The organism is Streptomyces sp. NPDC007025, from assembly GCF_042869455.1.
Taxonomy (GTDB): Bacteria; Actinomycetota; Actinomycetes; order Streptomycetales; family Streptomycetaceae; genus Streptomyces.
Genome location: NZ_JBIAFT010000013.1, coordinates 223,566 through 242,012, shown reverse-complemented (window position 1 = coordinate 242,012; position 18,447 = coordinate 223,566). Strand labels below are relative to the sequence as shown.

Sequence of the window (18,447 nt, the reverse complement as noted above, 5' to 3'; positions counted from 1 at the left end):
GCAGCCGAGCGCGAGCAGCGCAAGCGCCGACAGGAGGGCGACGAGACGTGACGCTGCTGCGACGGGTTGCCCGGTACGCCGGGCCGCTGTACGCGGCCACCGTGGTCGCCTCGTGCGCCGCCGCCGTGGCCCTGGCACTCGCCGGGAAGCCCGCCCGATAAGAACCCCGTCCCCCAGGTGCCTGCCAAGACTCCCCGGGGGACGGACGGGCCGCAAGGCCCGCCGCATCCGGCGCGCGACCGCACGCCGGACACCACAGAAGGGATAGTCCCATGGCATACGCCAAGGAGGCCACGACCGGCCGAACGATCCTCGGCCCGGACCTGGCCGGCCGCCTCGCGACACGCATCACCGCGGACCACCCCGGGTTCGACCTGCCGTTCGCGGAGCGGATCGTCGACCAGACCGGCGCGTTCCTCGCCGCCTGCGCAGGGAACGAGGACGCACCGCTCTCGCCGAGCGGCACCGTCGACATCGGCTGGCACACCTTCATCCTGCACACCCGCGAGTACGCGGAATGGTGCGACCGTGTCGCGGGCCGCTTCCTGCACCACGTGCCCGACCTCCCCGAGGACGGCGAGCAGGGCAAGGCCGCCGCGGAGCGACAGCGCACGCTCGACGCCATCACGGCCGCCGGCTACCGCGTCGATGCCGAGCTGTGGCCCGAGACCGCGAACTGTAACCAGTGCCACGCGGGCTGCCACGACAGCCCGACCAAGTAGTACACACGGCACGAACCACCCAGCGGCCGCCCGGCAGGTTCACCGGGCGGCCGCCCCGCAGAGGAGGACAATCGCCCGCATGACCACCGCACCCGCGTGGGACACCTACGCCCGCCAGAGGCCCGACCGCCGGACCGTGAACGCTTCCGGCGCCCGCACGTGGTTCAACTGGACGCAGTACCCCGACCACGGACCCGGCGCCGAGCTGCTCGGCATCGGCCCGGGAGCGAGCGTCCTGGACCTCGGCTGCGGGAAGGGCGGGAACCTCGCCCACGTCGCCGGCATGGGCACCCGCGCCATTGGCGTCGACCTCTCCGAGCGACAGCTGCACGCCGCCCGGAACCGCTGGGGCGCCGACGCCTTCGCGCTCCACCAGGGCGACGCACTCGGATACCTGGCCGGGCGGCGGGCCGAGTTCGACTCGGTCTACTCGGTGTTCGGAGCGGCCTGGTTCATCGACCCCGCCGAGCTGCTGCCCGCGGTCCGGGCCGCACTGCGGCCGGGCGGGGTGTTCGCGTTCTCCCACCGGCCGCCGGTCGCCGGCTGCTACGGCTGCCAGGCGTCGTACATCGAGCGCGGCCCGGACGCCGACCCGCACGTGGTACGCCGCTGGGACCATGAGCCGGAGCAGTGGCGGGCCCTGCTCGGCGAACACGGGTTCCTCTCGCCGACCGCCCGCGTCATCGAGGCACCCCCGGGCCCGCGCACGGTGGGCACGCTCCTCGTGCGCGCCCTCGGGTAGCCGCCTCGGCCGGGCCTGGCCGTCCGTGCCTCCCCCGTCGCGGGCGGCCAGGGCCCCTTCTACGGGGGCGCGTCCGGCAGCAGCGAGGCCGGGGGCACGTCCAGCGCGCGGGCGATCCACAGGATGCGGTCGAGCGGCGGGCTGGTGGTGCCCAGCTCGATGAGTGTTCGAATTGCTGGTGGGATGGTTGCAGGTTAAAGGGCTTGCCCGTCGGAAAATTCGAACTCACGGTGATAGATGCCTACGGCACATGCCTGGGGCAGCTTAGACGGCCCCGGGCGACCACGTGTTCTGGCCGCCCGGGGCAACAAGAGCGGTCACCCTGGTGTACTGGAATCCGCCAAGAGGGACCGTTAGACGCCAAGACTCAGTCAAGGCGTCCCGCCCCCGCACCTACTTGGGTGCGGGGCGGTCTACTGTGCTCTGCACGGCCCCCGACGAGCGATCCACGGCGGGGGCCTGCCCACGACTGTTGTCCTCCCCGACGAACAGCCGCGGCCCACGAGGGCTGGAATCCGGGGCGTCGGATGGGAGTGACGCCGAGCCCCCCCTCTGGCGACCACTGTAAGCCGAAACCCGCTTTCGATCACCTGGGAACACTGAACCGGGTGACGGGCTGCGGGGGTTGGGATTCCGTGGGGATGTGGCGTGGATGTGGCGTGGCGGCGATCAAGAAGGGCCCCGGCGTGGTCGCCGGGGCCCTTCTATGTGCTCTCACCTGCTGTTTTCCGAGGTGCCCCCGGCAGGATTCGAACCTGCGACACCCGCTTTAGGAGAGCGGTGCTCTATCCCCTGAGCTACGGAGGCGCGCGGATCCGGGAGATCCGCGCGCCTAGCCTAGCGGATGGGGGAGTGGCGTCGGCAACGTCGTCGTGTCCGCGGGGGTGCTGTCAGTAGTGCAGGCCGTGGCCGAAGGGGTACAGGTCGCGGTTCGGGTCGTCGAGGGCCGGGATGGGGACGGGGAGCGTGCCGCGTGGGGCCACTTCGCCGGAGAGGGTGCGGGCGAGGGCGGTCATGGAGGGGGTGCCGTAGCTGTAGGTGGCCAGGTAGGCGGGGACATCGGGGAAGCGGCGGATGTCGTACGGGAGGCGGACGCCCGCCACGATCACCCGGCGGCCGGTGGCGGTCAGCGAGTCGATCAGTCGGGCCTGGGCGACGCCTTCTTCGCTGCCTGCCGCGGCGGCGTTGGCGAGGACGACCGTGGCGTCGTGTGTGCGGGCCGCCTCGGTCACCTCCGCGACCTTCGTGGTGTCCGGCCGGGTGCCGGTCTCGATGGTGGTCGTCCGCCGGCCGCGCTGGGCGTCGAGGGTGTGGGCGAGGGCGGCCAGGGGCGCGGTGCCCCACCCGGTGACCAGGACGGTTCCCAGGTCGCGGGGGAGCGGGAGGGCGCCGTTCTCGTTCCGTACCAGCGTGATCGTCCGCTCGGTGATCTGCCGGGCCCGGGAGCGGTGCCGCCTGCTGCCGACGGTGCGGGCCGCGCGCCGCTCGTGCACGTACGGCGCGGGGAACAGCTTGCGACGCAGTTTGTGCTCGAGGATCCGCTGCACCGAGTCGTCCAGTCGCTCCTGGGGGACGGCGCCGGAGCGCACGGCCTCTCCTACGGCTCCGAAGGCGGTGTCCAGCTTCGGTGCCAGCACGAGCTGGTCGCAGCCCGCCTGGAGGGCGCGCACGGGGGCGATGTCGGGTGGGAAGTCCGCGGTGGCGCCGCGCATGTCCAGGGCGTCCGTCGCGATCAGGCCGGTGAAGCCGAGTTCCTCCCGGAGCAGCCCGGTCACGATCCGGTGCGACATCGTCGCGGGCGCCCTGGAGGGATCCAGGGACGGGACGACGATGTGGGCTGTCATGATCGTGTCGACGCCGCGCCTGATGGCGGCGCGGAACGGCGGCAGGTCGATCCGGTCCAGTTCGGCCCGGGTGTGCTTGATCTCCGGCAGTCCGGTGTGGCTGTCGACATCGGTGTCGCCGTGTCCGGGGAAGTGTTTCGCCGCACTGGCGACGCCGCCCTGGTGGTAGCCGCGTACGGCCGTTGCCACGAAATCCGCGCACAGTGCGGTGTCCGAGCCGAACGAGCGGACGCCGATCACGGGGTTCGCGGGGTTGATGTTGACGTCGGCGACCGGTGCGTAGTTCTGGTTGATGCCGACGGCTGCCAGTTCCGTGCCGATGATGTCGGCGCTGTCGTAGGCGTCGCGGGTGGAGCGGGTCGCGGCCAGTGCCATGTTGCCGGGGAGTTGGGTGGCGGGCTCCAGCATCCGGTAGACGACGCTGCCGCCTTCCTGGTCGATGGAGATGAGCAGCGGTACACGTGCACCGGCCCGCCTGGCGGCGCTCTGGAGCCCGTTGGAGAGGCGTGCGATCTGACGCGGCTCCTGGACGTTGTCAGGTCCGCGGCGTGCGTCGAAGTAGATGACGCCTCCGGGGCGGTACTTCCGCACCACGTCCGCGGGTGTCGGTACGCCGTACAGCGCGCGGTTCCTGTCGTGTTCCGTCTCCGCGGACGCGCCGTAGACCTCGACGACGAACAGTTGGCCGATCTTCTCGTCGAGGCTCATCCGGCGCAGCAGAGCCGCCGCACGAGCGCGGACGGCGGCCGAGGAGGCATGCGCCGAACGGCCGTGCCGATGGCCGGAGACAGTGCCGGAGAGCTCGCCGCTGCCGTCTGCATGTGCCCCGGCCGACGCGGGCGACGCCGTCGCGCCGAGCGCGGCGGCGGTGCCGGCCGCGGCGGCGAGGAGGTGTCTGCGAGAGGTGGGCTGTTGCATCGGAACGCTCCTCACCTGTGCATGTGTGGGTGGAGCACGTGTCATGTGGAGGTCACCGCTGGATGCAGCAGCATCGTCCCAGTGCGGCGCCGCCCCGGGCCAGACGCCGCGCGGGACTTCTTGGGTCCAGTCCAGTGGCATCCGGCCCGGTCGGGCACTCGGCGTCCGGCCTACTCCTCCGCGAGCCCCGCCTTGAGCGCGCGCGTGGTCCGGACCACCCGCTCGGCCTGCACGCGGGCCGCCTTCAGCGCGGTGCCGTCGACCGGCTTCTGACCCTGTGCGTCGACGTGCGAGGTGCCGTAGGGGTTGCCGTCCTCGAACTTCGAGGGGTCGGTGTAGCCCGGCGGGACGATGATGCCGCCGAAGTGGTGAGCCGAGTTGTAGAGGGCCAGCAGCGTGCTCTCCTGCCCGCCGTGCAGGGTCGAGGACGAGGTGAAGCCGCTGTAGACCTTGTCGGCCAGCCGTCCCTCGGCCCACAGCGGGCCCAGGGTGTCCAGGTACTGCTTGAGCTGGGAGGTGACGTTCCCGTAGCGGGTGGGGGTGCCGAGGATCGCCGCGTCCGCCCAGTCGATGTCGTCCGGGGTGGCCTCGGGGATGTCCGCTGTGTCCCGTGCGTTGGCGGCCCAGGCGGGGTTGGAGTCGATGGCGGACTGCGGCGCCAGCTCCTGCACGCGGCGCAGCCGGACCTCCGCTCCAGCGGACTGCGCCGCGTCGGCGATCTCCTTGGCGAGGGAGGTGATGGTGCCGGTCGCGGAGTAGTAGATGACCGCGACCTTGACCGGGGTGGACTGGGACATGCCGCTCCGTCCTTTCGTGGGGCGTGTTCTCGGTGCCTCTTGTGCGGGGTCGGGTTTCGTTGGATCTCTTGTGCGGTTCTTCGTCTCGTTGCGCCTCCTGCGCTGTCTGTTCTGCCGCGCGGGCGTCGTCCTCCGGTGCTGCCGTGGTTCGGGGCTGGCGCTGGGGCCGGGGTGGTCAGGGCCGAGTCAGTGCCGTGTACCCGTCTGAGCGGGATGGCTGTGGTGGTTGTTGCGCGAGTGAGGTGAGTCACAGGAGTCAGGGAAATAACCGGGGACCGCGTCCCCGTTTACATAGCCGTCTCCACAAAACGGGGACCAGGTCCCCGGATGGAGGACCGCAGTACCACCTCCAGTGCCACCAAAGCACTGCTGTCATGCCAACCCTGGTACGACGCACAGCGCCACACCCGCACGTCACACTCGTCGGCAGCAACGCGCCGACCGACGACCACAGCCGCACGCGATCCCACGACCAGCAGCAACCGAGACCACACGCACCAGCCCCCCAAGGGAGCGAAGGAGTCACAGATGGGCAGCGCCACCGATGCCACCAAGCGCGGCACTGTCGACTGCGCGGCTCCCAAGGGGCGGGCCGACGCGGCGCGCAACCGCGAACGCATCCTCACCGCGGCCCGCGAGGCGTTCGTCGTCCACGGGGCGGATGCTTCCCTCGATGAAATCGCTCGCACTGCCGGGGTCGGAAATGCGACCCTCTATCGGCACTTCCCCGACCGGGACTCGCTCGTGCACGGAGTCATGCATGCCGTGACCGAGCGGATCGCGGGGCGGGCGGAGAAGGCGCTCGCCGAGGAGGAGGATTCCTTCGAGGCGCTGCGCCGCTTCGTCTTCGCCGCGGTGGAAGAGCGCATCGGCGCGCTCTGCCCCATGCTCTCCGGCCGCTTCGACCCCACGGAGCCGCAGTCCCTGGCTGCTCGCAACCGGGTCGAACGGCTCACCCAGGAGCTCATCCGGCGAGCCCAGCAGGCGGGCGAGGTGCGCACCGACATCGACGTCGGCGACGTGATGGTCGCGCTCAGCCAGCTCTCCCGGCCGCTGCCGGGCGTCGGCTGCCAGCGCATCGAACGCTTCGTCGAACGTCATGTGCAGCTCTTCCTCGACGGGCTGCGAGCCCCCGCCAAGTCACAACTACCCGGCCACGCCGCGACTCTGGAGGAACTGCGACAGGACCACTGAACTCCGTAGCCGCAGCGTCGAGCGGTTGCCGCCGCACCGCTCACTCTTCCTCCTCTCCCGGGTCCACACCTCCAGCACTCCCCGTACTCCCGACACCTGGGGAGGTACGAGCGCGGGGGGCTCGTACCTCCCCGCTGCGCATGTCCCGCACCAGACGAGAGCCGTGCTGAGCGCTCAGCTCAGCAGCGTCTCCCCGACATCCCATTTTTCGTACTCCGCACCGTGAGGTAGGCACATCCATGCCAGAAACGCCATCTCCGGCCGACGCGCAGGCCGGGCTCGACCCCCGGCGATGGAAGGCGCTGGCCTTCATCGCCATCGCGCAGCTCATGGTCGTCCTCGACGCGACCATCGTGAACATCGCGCTTCCTTCCGCCCAGGTCGACCTGGGCATATCCGACGCCAACCGGCAGTGGGTCATCACCGCCTACGCCCTCGCCTTCGGCGGACTTCTGCTCTTCGGCGGCCGGATCGCCGACATGTGGGGCCGTAAGCGCGCCTTCGTGACCGGACTCATCGGCTTCGCGCTCGCGTCGGCCCTCGGCGGTGCCGCGAACGGCGAGGTCATGATGCTGTCGGCGCGTGCCCTGCAGGGCGCGTTCGGCGCACTGCTGGCACCGGCTGCCCTCTCCCTGCTCGCGGTGATGTTCACCGACGGCAAGGAGCGCGCCAAGGCGTTCGGCATCTACGGCGCCATCGCCGGTGGCGGCGGCGCGATCGGGCTGATCCTCGGCGGTGTACTGACCGAGTACCTGGACTGGCGCTGGACCTTCTACGTCAACGTCCCGTTCGCGGCCATCGCCGCACTCGGTGCGATCAGCGTCATCCATGAGCCGTCCGGGACCCGCAACCGGTCCGCACTCGACATCCCCGGCGTGGTCCTCTCCACACTCGGCCTCGTCTCCCTGGTGTACGGATTCACCCGTGCGGAGACGGACGGCTGGAGCGAGGGCGGCACCATCGGCATGTTCATCGCCGCCGTCGTGCTGCTGGCCGCGTTCGCCGTGGTCGAATCGCGGCTCCGGGCGCCGCTGCTGCCGCTGCGTGTGGTCACCGACCGCAACCGTGGCGGGGTCTACCTCTCGCTCGGACTGGCGGTCATCGCCATGTTCGGCCTCTTCCTGTTCCTGACGTACTACCTGCAGGTGGTCAAGGACTACTCCCCGGTGCGCACCGGTGTGGCCTTCCTGCCGATGGTGGCCGGCATGATCACCGGCTCCACGCAGATCGGGGCGCGGCTGATGACCCGCGTACCGGCCCGCCTGCTGATGGCACCGGGCTTCCTGACCGCGGCGGTGGGCATGCTCCTGCTGACCCAGCTGGAGGTCGACAGCTCCTACCCGGCGCTGATCCTCCCGGCCGAGGTGCTGCTGGGCCTCGGGCTCGGCACGGCGTTCATGCCCGCGATGTCGCTGGCCACGCACGGTGTGCGGCCGAGCGACGCCGGTGTCGCCTCCGCGATGGTCAACACCTCGCAGCAGGTGGGCGGCGCCATCGGTACGGCGCTGCTGAACACCATCGCGGCGAGCGCCACCACCTCGTACGTCACCGCGCACGTCGCCGAGGCCACCACCAAGCCCGCCCAGCGGATGCTGAAGCTGGAGGCCATGGTGCACGGCTACACCTCGGCGATCTGGTGGGCGGTGGGCATCCTGCTCGTCTCCGCCACGATCGTCACGGTCTTCGTGAACGCGCGCGGCGGCGGCAGCCCGGCCCCCGGCAAGACGCCCGACGGAGAGGCGGGCAGCGACCGCCCCGGCGACGAGCCGGAGCCGGTGCTGGCAGCCATGCACTGACGAAGGCCCCGCGCGCCGGTCACCGTGCCGGCCACCGGGCTGCCGCGGCCCCCGTGTCCCCGATGGGACGCGGGGGCCGCTCCCGTTTCCCCGGCCGCTGGTCCCGGAGGCGCCCGCTGGCCGCCCGGGACCATGCGGGGCGCCCACTCGTATCGCCAGGTGCACTCCGAGGGCGTCTCGCGGATCCGTCGCCCCGATGCCGCAGGTGTGCCTCGGACCGGAGCGGGCAGGGGCACGCAACCAACAGGGAACATCAGCCGTCTACACGGGTGAAGGGTGTCGACGACGACAGCCTCCCGGTAGCCGCGGACCGGATTCGGGAGCCCGCCAGGGGCAGGCTCCATACCGCTCCGACCAGCGCCTGAGTGCGCTCAGTCACCTTGCTGTCCGCACGGGTAGCGGCGCAGTTTACTGCATGATCCGAAAAATGTTGCGCAGGTTGGGAATTTAGTCCGGATTCCAGCCGTTGACATCCACGTAGGGCGGGCACTCGCGGAGTGTCCGACAGTCAGCCACCAGGCCAAAGTTTCAGATCACTCGCAAGGGAGCACGCATGGCAACCCGTGCCGTCGCCCGTCGTCAGGAGAACACCACCGGTGTCTCCGACACGGCAAGCAGTGTTCGCACCGCTGGCAGCGAAGTCGCGGACCGCGACCTGGTCGGCATGTATCTCGACGAGATCGCCCGCACTCCGCTGCTGGACGCCGCCAAGGAAGTCGACCTGTCCCTCGCGATAGAGGCGGGCGTCTACGCCCAGCGCATCCTGGACGGACTCGAGAAGCCGGTCTCCAGCGACTCGGCCAGCGCCACCTCGAGCCGGGAAGACCTGGAGGCCGTCGTCGCCGAGGGCGAGCGGGCCAAGGACGTCTTCATCCGTTCCAACCTGCGCCTCGTGGTGGCTGTGGCCCGCCGTTACCCGCGCAGTGGCCTGCCCTTGCTGGATCTGATCCAGGAGGGGAACGCCGGACTCGTGCGGGCGGTGGAGAAGTTCGACTACACCAAGGGCTTCAAGTTCTCCACCTATGCGACCTGGTGGATCCGCCAGGCCATCACCCGCTCCATCGCAGACCAGTCCCGCACCATCCGGCTCCCCGTCCATCTCGTGGAGGAGCTGGGGCGCATCCGCCGGGTCCAGCGCGAGTTCAACCGCGAACACGGCCGCGACCCGGAGCCGGCGGAGGTGGCCGCTGAACTCAACTCGACGCCCGAGCGCGTCACCGACGTGCTCGACTGGGCGCGCGACCCCGTCAGTCTGAACATGTCCGTCGACGACGAGGGCGAGACCCAGTTCGGCGATCTGCTGGAGGACACTTCGGCCGCCTCCCCCGAGCAGTCGGTGCTGACCGTGCTGCGCCGCGAGGAACTGGACGACCTGATCGGCAGGCTCGACGACCGTACGGCCTCCATCATCAAGGCCCGCTACGGCATGGTCGACGGCCGCGAGCGCACCCTGACGGAGGTCGGCAAACAGCACGGCCTCACGCGGGAGCGGATTCGCCAGATCGAGAAGCATGCCCTCCTGGAACTGAAGAAGATGGCCCATGACACGGGCTTCGACGAGGCGGCGTAACCCCTCAGGCCGGTTCTCCGGCCCGCCCCCGTCGCCGCCCCCACAGACGAGCCCCGGTGCCCTCCCCCGAGCACCGGGGCTCTTTGCTGTCCGCCCCGGGCGCCCCGGCGTCTGCCTCCTCCCTCCTCTCTTTCCTCCCCCCTTTCCCTCCCCGCCCTCCCGCCCCCTCCACCGTTCCCGGGTCTGTTCGCGCCCGAAAGAATGCCCGAGTGTGTTTACTTTCTGGCTTACCGGTCGTAGTCTCACGCAGAAGTCACACAATCGGGCATGGAACGGACCGGAATCCACATGTACGCACCGGAGCGCCAGCAGGCCATCCTCCGTACCGCCGAAGAGCAGGGGCGGGTGGACGTGCTGTCCCTGGCCGCCGAGTTCGACGTCACCGCCGAGACAGTGCGCCGTGACCTCAAGGCCCTGGACCGTGCCGGACTCGTACGACGCGTCCACGGCGGGGCCATCCCCGCAGGCCGTATCGATTTCGAGCCCGACCTGGCCGCCCGGGAGTCGGCGGCCACCGAGGAGAAGGAGCGCATCGCGCAGGCCGCCCTGGCGCACCTGCCCCGGGAAGGCAGCGTGATCCTCGATGCCGGCAGCACCACGGCCCGGCTCGCCTCGGACATGCCCGCCGACATCTCGCTGACCGTCCTCACCCACGCCCTGCCCACCGCGGCCCGTCTGGCCGACCATCCCGGGATCGAGCTGCACATCGTCGGCGGGCGCGTACGGCACCGCACCCGGGCTGCCGTCGACGCGTGGGCCCTGCGGACCTACGGCGAGATCAAGGCAGATGTGCTCTTCCTCGCCACCAACGGGTTCTCCGTCGACGGCGGCCTCACCACCCCCGATCTGGCCGAAGCGGCGGTCAAGCGGACGATGATGGCGGCCGCCCGGCACGTGGTGCTCCTGGCCGACTCCACCAAAGCGGGGGAGGAGTACTTCGCCCGCTTCGGCGACCTCTCCCAGGTCGACCTCCTCATCACCGACACCGGCCTGAGCCCCGCCGGGACACGGGTCGTCGAAGACCAGGGCACCCGGGTCCAACGGGTCTGAGCCCTCCCTTCCGCACCGGCACGCCGCACCAACCTCTGGACCCCCATGACCGTCCTCACCATCACCCCCAACCCCAGCCTGGACCGCACCTACGAGATTCCCGGGCTCGACCGCGGCGCCGTGCTGCGCGCCGGATCCGACCGGGTCGATCCGGGCGGCAAGGGCGTCAACGTCTCCCGAGCGGTGGCCGCGGCAGGACACCCCACCGTGGCCGTACTGCCGCTCGGGGGTCCCGAGGGCGCCCTCCTCGCCCAGCTCCTCGGCGGACTCGGCATCGCCGTGGCCGGAGTGCCGGTGAACGGCTCCACCCGGGTCAATGTCGCCCTCGCCGAACCGGACGGCACACTGACCAAGGTCAACGCCGCCGGGCCCGACATCGGCCCCGCCGAGTCCCGGGCGCTCCTGGACACGCTGGCGGCCGAGGCCGCCCGCAGCCGCGCCCGCTGGCTGGTGTGCAGCGGCAGCCTTCCCCGCGGCCTCTCCCACGCGTGGTACGCGGCCGTCGTCAGCCGGGCCCGTGAGAACGGTGTCCAGGTCGCGCTCGACACCTCGGGACCCGCGCTGGCGGCAGCCCTCTCCGCGCGCCCCGACGTGGTCAAGCCCAACGCCGAGGAACTCGCCGAGGTCGTCGGCCGCACCCTCACCACCGTCGGGGACGCCGTCAAGGCAGCTGACGAGGTGCGGGCGGCGGGCGCGGGAGCAGTCCTGGCCAGCCTCGGTGCCACCGGACAACTCCTCGTGGACAACACGGGGACCTATTTCGGGACCGCTCCCGTCGCCACCGTCCGCAGCGATGTCGGCGCGGGCGACGCCTCGCTGGCGGGCTTCCTGACCGCCGGCGGCGCACGGGCCCGGGCGCTGGTCTCGGCCGTGGCGCACGGTGCCGCCGCCGTGCAACTCCCCGGCAGCCAGATGCCCGGACCGGACGACATCCGTCCGGAAGCGGTCACCGTGACCACCGACGTCCCCTTGGACCTTCCCCTTCTCCCCGACGTCAACGGAGCCGTCCGATGAGCCAGTTGATCACCGCGGAACTCGTCGATCTCGACTTGTCCGCCGCCACCAAGTCCGATGCCGCCCGCTCGCTCGCGGAGCGGATGGTGTCGCTGGGCCGCGTCACCGACCTCGACGGATTCCTCGCCGACGTGGCGGCCCGTGAGGCGCAGATGCCGACGGGTCTGGACGGGGGGATCGGCATCCCCCACTGCCGCAGCGCCCACGTCAGCGAGCCCACGCTCGCCTTCGGCCGTCCATCGGAGCCGGTCGACTTCGGAGCTCCCGACGGTCCCGCCGACCTCGTCTTCCTGATCGCGGCGCCCGACGGGGCGGACAGCGAGCATCTGACCATCCTGTCCGCGCTCGCCCGTCGACTGGCCGACCCCGAATTCACCGCCGCCCTGCGCTCCGCCACGGACCCGGAGCAGGCGTCGGCACTGATACGCGGCGACTCCGCCCCGGACACGCGCGCGGCGGACGAGCAGTTCCAGGAGCCGTCGCAGGCCGATCACGCGGCGGTGCCGAGCGGGCAGGAACCGCAGCAGAGGGAGCCGCAGGCTCCGGATCCGGCAGCCTCGGATCCGGAGCACCCCGTGCTGCCGGAGCAGCCGCAGGAGCCCCGGACGACCGGGGCCGGGGGATCCGGCGCCGCGCCGTCCGAGCCCTTCCGCATCGTCGCCGTCACCTCCTGCCCCACCGGTATCGCCCACACCTACATGGCCGCCGAGTCGCTGGAGCGGGCGGCGGAGGACGCGGCCGACACCGTGCTCACCGTCGAGACGCAGGGGTCGGCCGGATTCCAGCGGATCGACCCGGCGGTGATCGCCGCCGCGGACGCCGTGATCTTCGCGCACGACGTCGAAGTGCGGGAGCGGGAACGCTTCGCGGGCAAGCCCACCGTCGACGTCGGGGTCAAGGCCGCCATCAACCGCCCCGCCGAACTGCTCCGCGAGGCCCGCGACAGGGCCGCACGGGGTGAGCACGCACCCCGGCCCGCCGCCTCCGCGCCCATGGACGCAGGGGCCGCGCAGGGCGACGGATTCGGCACCCGGCTGCGGACCTGGCTGATGACCGGCGTCAGCTACATGGTCCCGTTCGTCGCCGCCGGAGGGCTGCTGATCGCCCTCTCCTTCGCGCTCGGCGGCTACGAGATCGCCGGGGCCAAGTCCGTCGCCGACCATTTCGTGTGGACCGAGGTCCACAGCTGGGCCGCCCTGCTCAACCAGATCGGCGGACTCGCCTTCGGGTTCCTGGTCCCCGTTCTCGCCGGGTACATCGCCTACGGCATGGCCGACCGGCCCGGCCTCGTACCGGGCTTCGTGGGTGGTGCCGTCGCGGTCCAGATCGAGGCGGGCTTCCTGGGCGGCCTGGTGGCGGGGCTGCTCGCCGGTGCAATCGTGATGGCCGTCCAGCGAGTCGGTGTCCCGGCCGTGCTGCGTGGCATCATGCCCGTCGTCGTCATCCCGCTGCTCTCGTCGGCGATCGTCGGCGCCCTCATGTTCGTGGTGGTCGGCAAGCCCATCGCCACCGCGCAGCAGGCCATGACCGACTGGCTCGGCGGCCTCACCGGCACCAACGCCGTCCTGCTCGGGCTGCTCATCGGCCTGATGATGTGCTTCGACCTGGGCGGGCCCGTCAACAAGGTCGCCTACACCTTCGCCACCGGCGGTATCGCCAGCGCCGACCCCGGCAACGGCAGCCTGATGGTGATGGCCGCCGCCATGGCAGCCGGAATGGTGCCGCCCCTGGGCATGGCCCTCGCCACGACCGTCCGCGGCAGCCTGTTCACCAGGACCGAGCGGGAGAACGGCAAGGCCGCCTGGGTCCTCGGTGCTTCCTTCATCAGCGAGGGGGCGATTCCGTTCGCGGCCGCCGACCCGCTGCGGGTGATCCCCGCCTCCATGGCGGGCGGAGCCGTCACCGGGGCACTCTCCATGGGCTTCGGGAGCACGCTGCGGGCGCCGCACGGCGGCATCTTCGTCGTGCCGCTGATCGGCTCCCCGCTGCTCTACCTCGTCGCCATCGCGGCCGGAACCCTGGTGACGGCCGGGGCGACGCTCCTCCTCAAGGGCGCCCGCAAGCAGACCCCGGAGGCCCGGAGCAGCCCGGCGCAGGACGGCGCGGAGCCGCGGGCAACCGCCGGCGTCTGAGCGGAGCCCGCCCGGCGGTCCGTCCGCCCCGTCGGACGACCGGGCCGGTCCGGCCCGCCGCGGAACCGGTTCCCGGCCCGCCGCCCGGCGGGCCGGACCGGCCGGTGCCGCCGGCCGCCACGGGCGCCGCGTTCCGGCGGGCCGGGGCCGCGGGAGCCCCGTCAGTGTCCGGTGTCGCGCTCCTCGTGCGCGGAGGGACCCTCCTCGTCCGCTCCGGGGAGCGCGGGACCGTAGAGATCGCTGTAGGACGGAAAGACACCGCCCGGCCCATCCACCCCTTCCGCGGCCCGCACGGCCTTGACCACGGCCCGGACCACCACGTCGGCGCCCGCCGCCAGTACCTCGTTGAACTCGCCGGTCCCCAGTTCGCGTGCCCCGGTGGCCAGGGCGAAGACCGTGTCGCCGTCGTGCATCAGGTGTACCGGGCGCACCGCCCTGGCCAGGCCGTCGTGGGCACTTCCGGCCAGCCGCTGCGCCTGCGCGCGGGTGAGTGCCGTGTCCGTTCCCAGCACCACGAGCGTGGTGTTCAGGGCGGGCCGCAGTGTCCCCGCCACCCGCCGGTCGGTCTCCTCCTTCGCCTCCGAGCGCAGTATCTCGGCCTCGGCGTGCTCGTCCTCGGACGGGATGTGCGGCAGACCGTCGGCCAGTTCGCCGTAGAGCACGCCCGTCGCCGGGTCCGTCGCCGACCCCGCTGCGTTCAGCACCACCAGCGCGCCCACCACCGCCCCGGAGGCCAGCCGGGTGCTCGCCGTGCCCGTGCCGCCCTTGAGGCCGCCGACGACGGCTCCCGTCCCGGCACCGACACTGCCCTCGGCCACCGGCGCCCCCGGCGGTGTCGCCGCGGCCGCTTCCACCGCCTCGCGGCCCAGCTCCGCATCCGGCCGGGCGGTCCAGCGGCCCCCGCGCCCCAGGTCGAAGATGACCGCCGCCGGGACCACCGGCACGACCTGCGCAGGGTCGGCTCCCACCCGCACACCCCGGCCCTGCTCCTCCAGCCAGCTCATCACGCCCGTGGCGGCGTCCAGGCCGAACGCGCTGCCGCCGCTGAGGACGACGGCGTGGATGCGCTCCACCAGGTTCCGCGGGTCCAGCGCGTCCGTCTCCCGCGTGCCCGGGGCCCCGCCCCGGCAGTCGACCCCCGCGACGGCGCCCTCGTGCGGGGCCAGCACCACGGTCGTCCCGGTGAGCCAGCCGTCCCCGTCGCGCTGGGCGTGGCCCACGCGCAGGCCGGGGACGTCGGTCAGCGCGTCCCGGATGCGGGTCGGCTGCTCCTGCGCGGGGTGCGGCTCCTGGCCGCCGTGAGTCTCCATGGGGCATCAATACCAGCAGCCACATGCGACGGCCGTACGCTTGAGCCATGAGCGTCGACCCGCACTCCTCCGACCGGCCCGGCACCCCGCGTGAAGCGGCGGCCTCGCTGGTCTTCGACGACCCGCTGACCCGTCCCTCCGCGGACGACACCGACCGGGGCTGGGGCGAGGGCGCGGGCAGCGGCTCGGCGGGAGCCAGCGGTGACCTCGCGCGCTTCCTGGACGAGAAGCCGCCCCACCATCTCTGAGCCCGCTCCGCCACGCCGCGGGAGCGCCGACGGGTCGCGGCCGTCCGCCGGACGCCGTGCTCCTCCGTCAGACCGTCGCCGCCCTCCGGGCCGCGGTCCCGGGCCGGGCGGTGGCCGCCCCTCGGGGAGCGGTGGTCCGCCGGGGAGCTGTGGCCCTCCGCGCGGCAGCCCCGTCCCGGACGGCCACCGTCCCGCGGACAACGGGGGCTCCGGCTGTCCGCAGGGCGGCGCGGCGTTTCCTTCGCGGTCTCCGGCGCTACTTGCGGGTGCCGGCGCCCCCGTCGCGCTGGGGGCCGACCGGGCTGTCCGCAGCGGTGACCGCACCGGCGGACGCAGGGCTCTCCGCGGAATCGCTCCCGTCTCCGCGCTGGGCGAGCAGGGCATCGCGGATCTCGGTGAGCAGCTCGACCTCGGTCTTGGCCGCCTCCGCCGGAGTGGTCTCCTCCGGAGCCGCCTTGCCCGCCCGGCGCTCGTTGAACCTGTTCATCGGCAGGATCATCAGGAAGTAGACGACCGCCGCCGTGATCAGGAAGGTCAGCGTTGCGCTGAGCACCGGACCCCAGTTGATCGGGATGCCCGAGGTCACCTCGCCCGTCGGACTGACCTCGCAGGGGCCCTTCAGGCAGGAGCGGTACTTGTCCAGGTCCTTGGTCCCGATGGCGCCGACCAGGGGGTTGATGAAGCCGTTGACGACGGCTTCGACGATCTTGCTGAAGGCTGCTCCGATGACCACGGCGACGGCCAGTTCGACCACGTTGCCGCGCATCAGGAACTCCCTGAAGCCGGTCAGTACGCCCTTCTTCTCGGGTGCGGGGGTGTCGTTGCTCAACGGACTTCCTCTTCCAGAACCAGATGACGATGCTGACTGCGAGCGGGAGACCGAGGGCGCACGGAACCGGCAGCGCCCGCGGACGGGACCGGCTGCTCGCCTGCCCTCGCGCCCACGGGTTCATGCACGGCCGGTCCCGCTGCCTCCGAAGCAGCGGGGACGACGGACGGCTCAGCACAGCGTCACCGCCAACCGGGACTTCGCCGCGGCGCCCGCGAGCGCCGCCGCTGTCCGCCGGGTGACGACGACGACGATCAGCGCCCCCTCGGCTCCGTCGCCCGAGACAGTGTCCCGGTACTCGGGCACCTGAGCCACTCGGACATGTGTGGCCACGACACGGGCGGAAGCGCTCTTGGACGTGCTCGCCAGCACATCGATCCGATCACCGGGGCTCAGCAGCCGGACCGTCGCCGCGTCGGCGATCCGTACGGGAGCCGAGACGGGGGCTTCCCGCACCTCCTCGCCCGTGCCCGTTCTCCCGGCGCTCCGCCGTTCCGCTGCCGGGCCGGAGCCCGCCGGACCGGTCCCGTCCCGTGGTGGCGGACCGCTGTCCGTCGCGGTGAGGGCGAGCGCGGCTGCACCGGCGGCGAGCGCGGCCGGGAGGAACCGGCGCCGCCCCGGCCTGCCGAGGCGCGGGAAGCGAGTGCCGTGCCCGGCCCGGACGGGCGGGAAGTCGGGCACCGGAGCGCGCAGGCAGGTACGGAGAGGAAGATCCTCCGGGAAGGGCTTCCGGGATCCGGGCAAGACATTCACCACCAGCCGGCACAGGGGAGAAGAGCCGCCTGTTCACGGCCTTCGGTGACAACCCTGGCCGCTGGGCCGGAATCCCGCCGGCAGGCCCGAAATCCTGTGGATGACCGCGCAGTTGTGGAAAATTCCGTCCCCCTCCCGGGGGACGGAAGCGGTCAGGGGAGCGTGATGCCGGGCTCCATCCCGCCCAACGCCGAGCCGCACTCGCACTTGCGTTCGTCGGCGGCGGGCAGTTCGCTCACCGCCTCGAAGAGCACCTCTCGCAGTCGGCCGATGTTCTCGGCGAAGACCTGCAGCACCTCCTCGTGCGAGACGCCCTCCCCGGCCTCCGCACCCGCGTCCAGGTCCGTGACCAGGGCCAGCGAGGAGTAGCACAGCTCCAGCTCGCGAGCCAGGATCGCCTCGGGGTGCCCGGTCATGCCCACGACCGACCAGCCCTGAGCCGCGTGCCAGCGGGACTCGGCGCGGGTCGAGAAGCGCGGGCCCTCGACCACGCACAGCGTGCCCCCGTCCACCGCCTGCCAGCCCCGGGCGCGGGCCGCCCGCAACCCGGCCTGGCGGCCCGCCTCGCAGTAGGGGTCCGCGAAAGCGACGTGGACGACCCGGGGAACGCTGCCGTCGGGAAGTTCCTGACCGTCGAAGAAGGTCTGCTGCCGGGACTTGGTGCGGTCCACCAACTGGTCCGGCACCACGAGGGTGCCGGGGCCGAACTCCGGCTGCAGGCCGCCCACCGCGCACGGCGCGATGACCTGGCGCACGCCCACCGAGCGCAGCGCCCACAGGTTGGCGCGGTAGTTGATCCGGTTCGGGGGCAGGTGGTGGCCGCGGCCGTGGCGCGGGAGGAAGGCCACCCGGCGGCCGCCGGTCTCTCCCAGGAAGAGTGAATCGCTCGGCGGCCCGTAGGGCGTCTCGACGGTGACCTCGGTCACCTCGTCGAGAAAGGAGTAGAAGCCGGAACCGCCGATGATGCCGATCTCTGCCTGTTCGCTCATGCGGTCACCCTAAGGGCGCACGCCGGATGCGGGGCAGAGGGCCGGGCTCGCCGACGGAGGCGTGCTGCCAGAGCCCCGTGCCGTCCGGCGCCGACTCCGGGGCGGGTGGCGGAGCCGCGGCCCTGGGGGGCCGCGGTGGCGGTCGGGCCGAAGCGTCGGCTCAGGCCGAAGTGGACGCCTTGCTGCCGCTCTTGCTCTCGCTCTTCCCGGAGGACTTCGTCTCCGAGGAGGACGAGGAGGAGCCGGACGACGAGGAGTCCGAGGAAGAGGACGAACCCTTGGTCTCGCCGCTCTTCGCGGTCGAGTCCGAAGAAGAGCTGTTGGCGGCCGGGCTGCTGCTCGACGAGGACTTGCGGCTGTCGTTGCGGTAGAAGCCGGAGCCCTTGAAGACGATGCCGACCGCCGAGTAGACCTTCTTGAGATGGCCCTGGCAGCCGGGGCACTCGGTCAGCGAGTCGTCCGTGAACTTCTGCACCACCTCGAGGCCCTCGCCGCACTCGGTGCACTGGTACTGATAGGTCGGCACGTTCTTCCTCCTG

16 protein-coding genes and 1 tRNA gene are annotated in these 18,447 nt (G+C 71.9%); 9 read left to right on the top strand and 8 right to left on the bottom strand.

The annotated features are described in order from the left end of the window. Positions 1 to 272: 272 nt before the first annotated feature. Entirely contained in the window at positions 273 to 722 is a 450-nt protein-coding gene (locus tag ACFYMO_RS25385) for a hypothetical protein (RefSeq protein ID WP_366773671.1), read from the top strand. 79 nt (positions 723 to 801) lie between these two features. After that, positions 802 to 1,464, top strand: a complete 663-nt coding sequence (locus ACFYMO_RS25380; RefSeq protein ID WP_366773670.1) for a class I SAM-dependent methyltransferase — start codon at positions 802 to 804, stop codon at positions 1,462 to 1,464. 734 nt (positions 1,465 to 2,198) lie between these two features. Here the strand turns inward: ACFYMO_RS25380 and ACFYMO_RS25375 are convergent. From ACFYMO_RS25375 to wrbA, 3 genes are all read right to left on the bottom strand, one after another. Continuing rightward, positions 2,199 to 2,271 (bottom strand) — tRNA-Arg (locus tag ACFYMO_RS25375). Between the two features lie 83 nt (positions 2,272 to 2,354). After that, positions 2,355 to 4,226, bottom strand: a complete 1,872-nt coding sequence (locus tag ACFYMO_RS25370) for a glycoside hydrolase family 3 protein (protein WP_366773669.1) — start codon at positions 4,224 to 4,226, stop codon at positions 2,355 to 2,357. A gap of 170 nt (positions 4,227 to 4,396) precedes the next feature. After that, on the bottom strand, positions 4,397 to 5,023 hold the full coding sequence (gene wrbA, locus ACFYMO_RS25365; RefSeq protein ID WP_366773668.1) for an NAD(P)H:quinone oxidoreductase: 627 nt from the start codon (positions 5,021 to 5,023) through the stop codon (positions 4,397 to 4,399). 528 nt (positions 5,024 to 5,551) lie between these two features. Here wrbA and ACFYMO_RS25360 point away from each other — a divergent pair. The 6 genes from ACFYMO_RS25360 to ACFYMO_RS25335 all read left to right on the top strand — a co-directional run bounded on the left by ACFYMO_RS25360 (position 5,552) and on the right by ACFYMO_RS25335 (position 13,779). Continuing rightward, on the top strand, positions 5,552 to 6,217 hold the full coding sequence (locus tag ACFYMO_RS25360) for a TetR/AcrR family transcriptional regulator (protein ID WP_366773667.1): 666 nt from the start codon (positions 5,552 to 5,554) through the stop codon (positions 6,215 to 6,217). A 239-nt stretch (positions 6,218 to 6,456) separates the two neighbouring features. Then, entirely contained in the window at positions 6,457 to 8,013 is a 1,557-nt protein-coding gene (locus tag ACFYMO_RS25355; RefSeq protein WP_366773666.1) for an MFS transporter, read from the top strand. 553 nt (positions 8,014 to 8,566) lie between these two features. Further along, positions 8,567 to 9,583 (top strand): sigma-70 family RNA polymerase sigma factor, encoded by a 1,017-nt coding sequence (locus tag ACFYMO_RS25350; protein ID WP_366773665.1) that lies wholly within the window; start codon positions 8,567 to 8,569, stop codon positions 9,581 to 9,583. A gap of 288 nt (positions 9,584 to 9,871) precedes the next feature. Next, positions 9,872 to 10,633, top strand: coding sequence for a DeoR/GlpR family DNA-binding transcription regulator (locus ACFYMO_RS25345; RefSeq protein ID WP_388549145.1), 762 nt, complete (start codon positions 9,872 to 9,874; stop codon positions 10,631 to 10,633). A gap of 45 nt (positions 10,634 to 10,678) precedes the next feature. Continuing rightward, the gene (pfkB, locus tag ACFYMO_RS25340) at positions 10,679 to 11,647 is read left to right on the top strand and encodes a 1-phosphofructokinase (protein WP_366773664.1); all 969 of its coding nucleotides are present in this window, start codon (positions 10,679 to 10,681) and stop codon (positions 11,645 to 11,647) included. Next, positions 11,644 to 13,779 carry a fructose-specific PTS transporter subunit EIIC gene (locus ACFYMO_RS25335; RefSeq protein WP_388549126.1) on the top strand — a complete coding sequence of 712 codons (2,136 nt, stop codon included), beginning with the start codon at positions 11,644 to 11,646 and terminating at the stop codon, positions 13,777 to 13,779. The genes pfkB and ACFYMO_RS25335 overlap by 4 nt, the downstream gene beginning before the upstream one ends. 161 nt (positions 13,780 to 13,940) lie before the next feature. On the opposite strand, the gene ACFYMO_RS25330 is transcribed toward ACFYMO_RS25335, so the two are convergent. Then, complete coding sequence (locus ACFYMO_RS25330) at positions 13,941 to 15,089, bottom strand: P1 family peptidase (protein WP_388549123.1); 1,149 nt, start codon at positions 15,087 to 15,089, stop codon at positions 13,941 to 13,943. A 47-nt stretch (positions 15,090 to 15,136) separates the two neighbouring features. On the opposite strand from ACFYMO_RS25330, the gene ACFYMO_RS25325 reads away from it, so the two are divergent. After that, the gene (locus tag ACFYMO_RS25325; RefSeq protein WP_366773660.1) at positions 15,137 to 15,337 is read left to right on the top strand and encodes a hypothetical protein; all 201 of its coding nucleotides are present in this window, start codon (positions 15,137 to 15,139) and stop codon (positions 15,335 to 15,337) included. A gap of 256 nt (positions 15,338 to 15,593) precedes the next feature. Here ACFYMO_RS25325 and mscL read toward each other — a convergent pair whose 3' ends face one another. The 4 genes from mscL to ACFYMO_RS25305 form a co-directional block, all read right to left on the bottom strand. Then, positions 15,594 to 16,166, bottom strand: a complete 573-nt coding sequence (gene mscL / locus ACFYMO_RS25320) for a large conductance mechanosensitive channel protein MscL (protein WP_366773659.1) — start codon at positions 16,164 to 16,166, stop codon at positions 15,594 to 15,596. 171 nt (positions 16,167 to 16,337) lie between these two features. After that, a complete protein-coding gene (locus ACFYMO_RS25315; protein WP_388549142.1) occupies positions 16,338 to 16,919 on the bottom strand; it encodes a hypothetical protein in 582 nt (193 codons plus the stop codon). Positions 16,920 to 17,071: 152 nt separating this feature from the next. After that, the gene (locus tag ACFYMO_RS25310; RefSeq protein WP_366773657.1) at positions 17,072 to 17,908 is read right to left on the bottom strand and encodes an S-methyl-5'-thioadenosine phosphorylase; all 837 of its coding nucleotides are present in this window, start codon (positions 17,906 to 17,908) and stop codon (positions 17,072 to 17,074) included. 160 nt (positions 17,909 to 18,068) lie between these two features. Beyond that, positions 18,069 to 18,434: an FmdB family zinc ribbon protein gene (locus tag ACFYMO_RS25305; RefSeq protein WP_360302250.1), complete on the bottom strand. Its 366-nt coding sequence runs from the start codon at positions 18,432 to 18,434 to the stop codon at positions 18,069 to 18,071. Positions 18,435 to 18,447: the final 13 nt, after the last annotated feature.

Excerpts from the sequence above, each read along its gene's own strand:
- ACFYMO_RS25385 (WP_366773671.1), top strand. The coding sequence starts at position 273 with ATGGCATACGCCAAGGAGGCCACGACCGGCCGAACGATCCTCGGCCCG.
- ACFYMO_RS25380 (WP_366773670.1), top strand. The coding sequence starts at position 802 with ATGACCACCGCACCCGCGTGGGACACCTACGCCCGCCAGAGGCCCGAC.
- ACFYMO_RS25370 (WP_366773669.1), bottom strand. The coding sequence starts at position 4,226 with ATGCAACAGCCCACCTCTCGCAGACACCTCCTCGCCGCCGCGGCCGGC.
- wrbA (WP_366773668.1), bottom strand. The coding sequence starts at position 5,023 with ATGTCCCAGTCCACCCCGGTCAAGGTCGCGGTCATCTACTACTCCGCG.
- ACFYMO_RS25360 (WP_366773667.1), top strand. The coding sequence starts at position 5,552 with ATGGGCAGCGCCACCGATGCCACCAAGCGCGGCACTGTCGACTGCGCG.
- ACFYMO_RS25355 (WP_366773666.1), top strand. The coding sequence starts at position 6,457 with ATGCCAGAAACGCCATCTCCGGCCGACGCGCAGGCCGGGCTCGACCCC.
- ACFYMO_RS25350 (WP_366773665.1), top strand. The coding sequence starts at position 8,567 with ATGGCAACCCGTGCCGTCGCCCGTCGTCAGGAGAACACCACCGGTGTC.
- ACFYMO_RS25345 (WP_388549145.1), top strand. The coding sequence starts at position 9,872 with ATGTACGCACCGGAGCGCCAGCAGGCCATCCTCCGTACCGCCGAAGAG.
- pfkB (WP_366773664.1), top strand. The coding sequence starts at position 10,679 with ATGACCGTCCTCACCATCACCCCCAACCCCAGCCTGGACCGCACCTAC.
- ACFYMO_RS25335 (WP_388549126.1), top strand. The coding sequence starts at position 11,644 with ATGAGCCAGTTGATCACCGCGGAACTCGTCGATCTCGACTTGTCCGCC.
- ACFYMO_RS25330 (WP_388549123.1), bottom strand. The coding sequence starts at position 15,089 with ATGGAGACTCACGGCGGCCAGGAGCCGCACCCCGCGCAGGAGCAGCCG.
- ACFYMO_RS25325 (WP_366773660.1), top strand. The coding sequence starts at position 15,137 with ATGAGCGTCGACCCGCACTCCTCCGACCGGCCCGGCACCCCGCGTGAA.
- ACFYMO_RS25310 (WP_366773657.1), bottom strand. The coding sequence starts at position 17,908 with ATGAGCGAACAGGCAGAGATCGGCATCATCGGCGGTTCCGGCTTCTAC.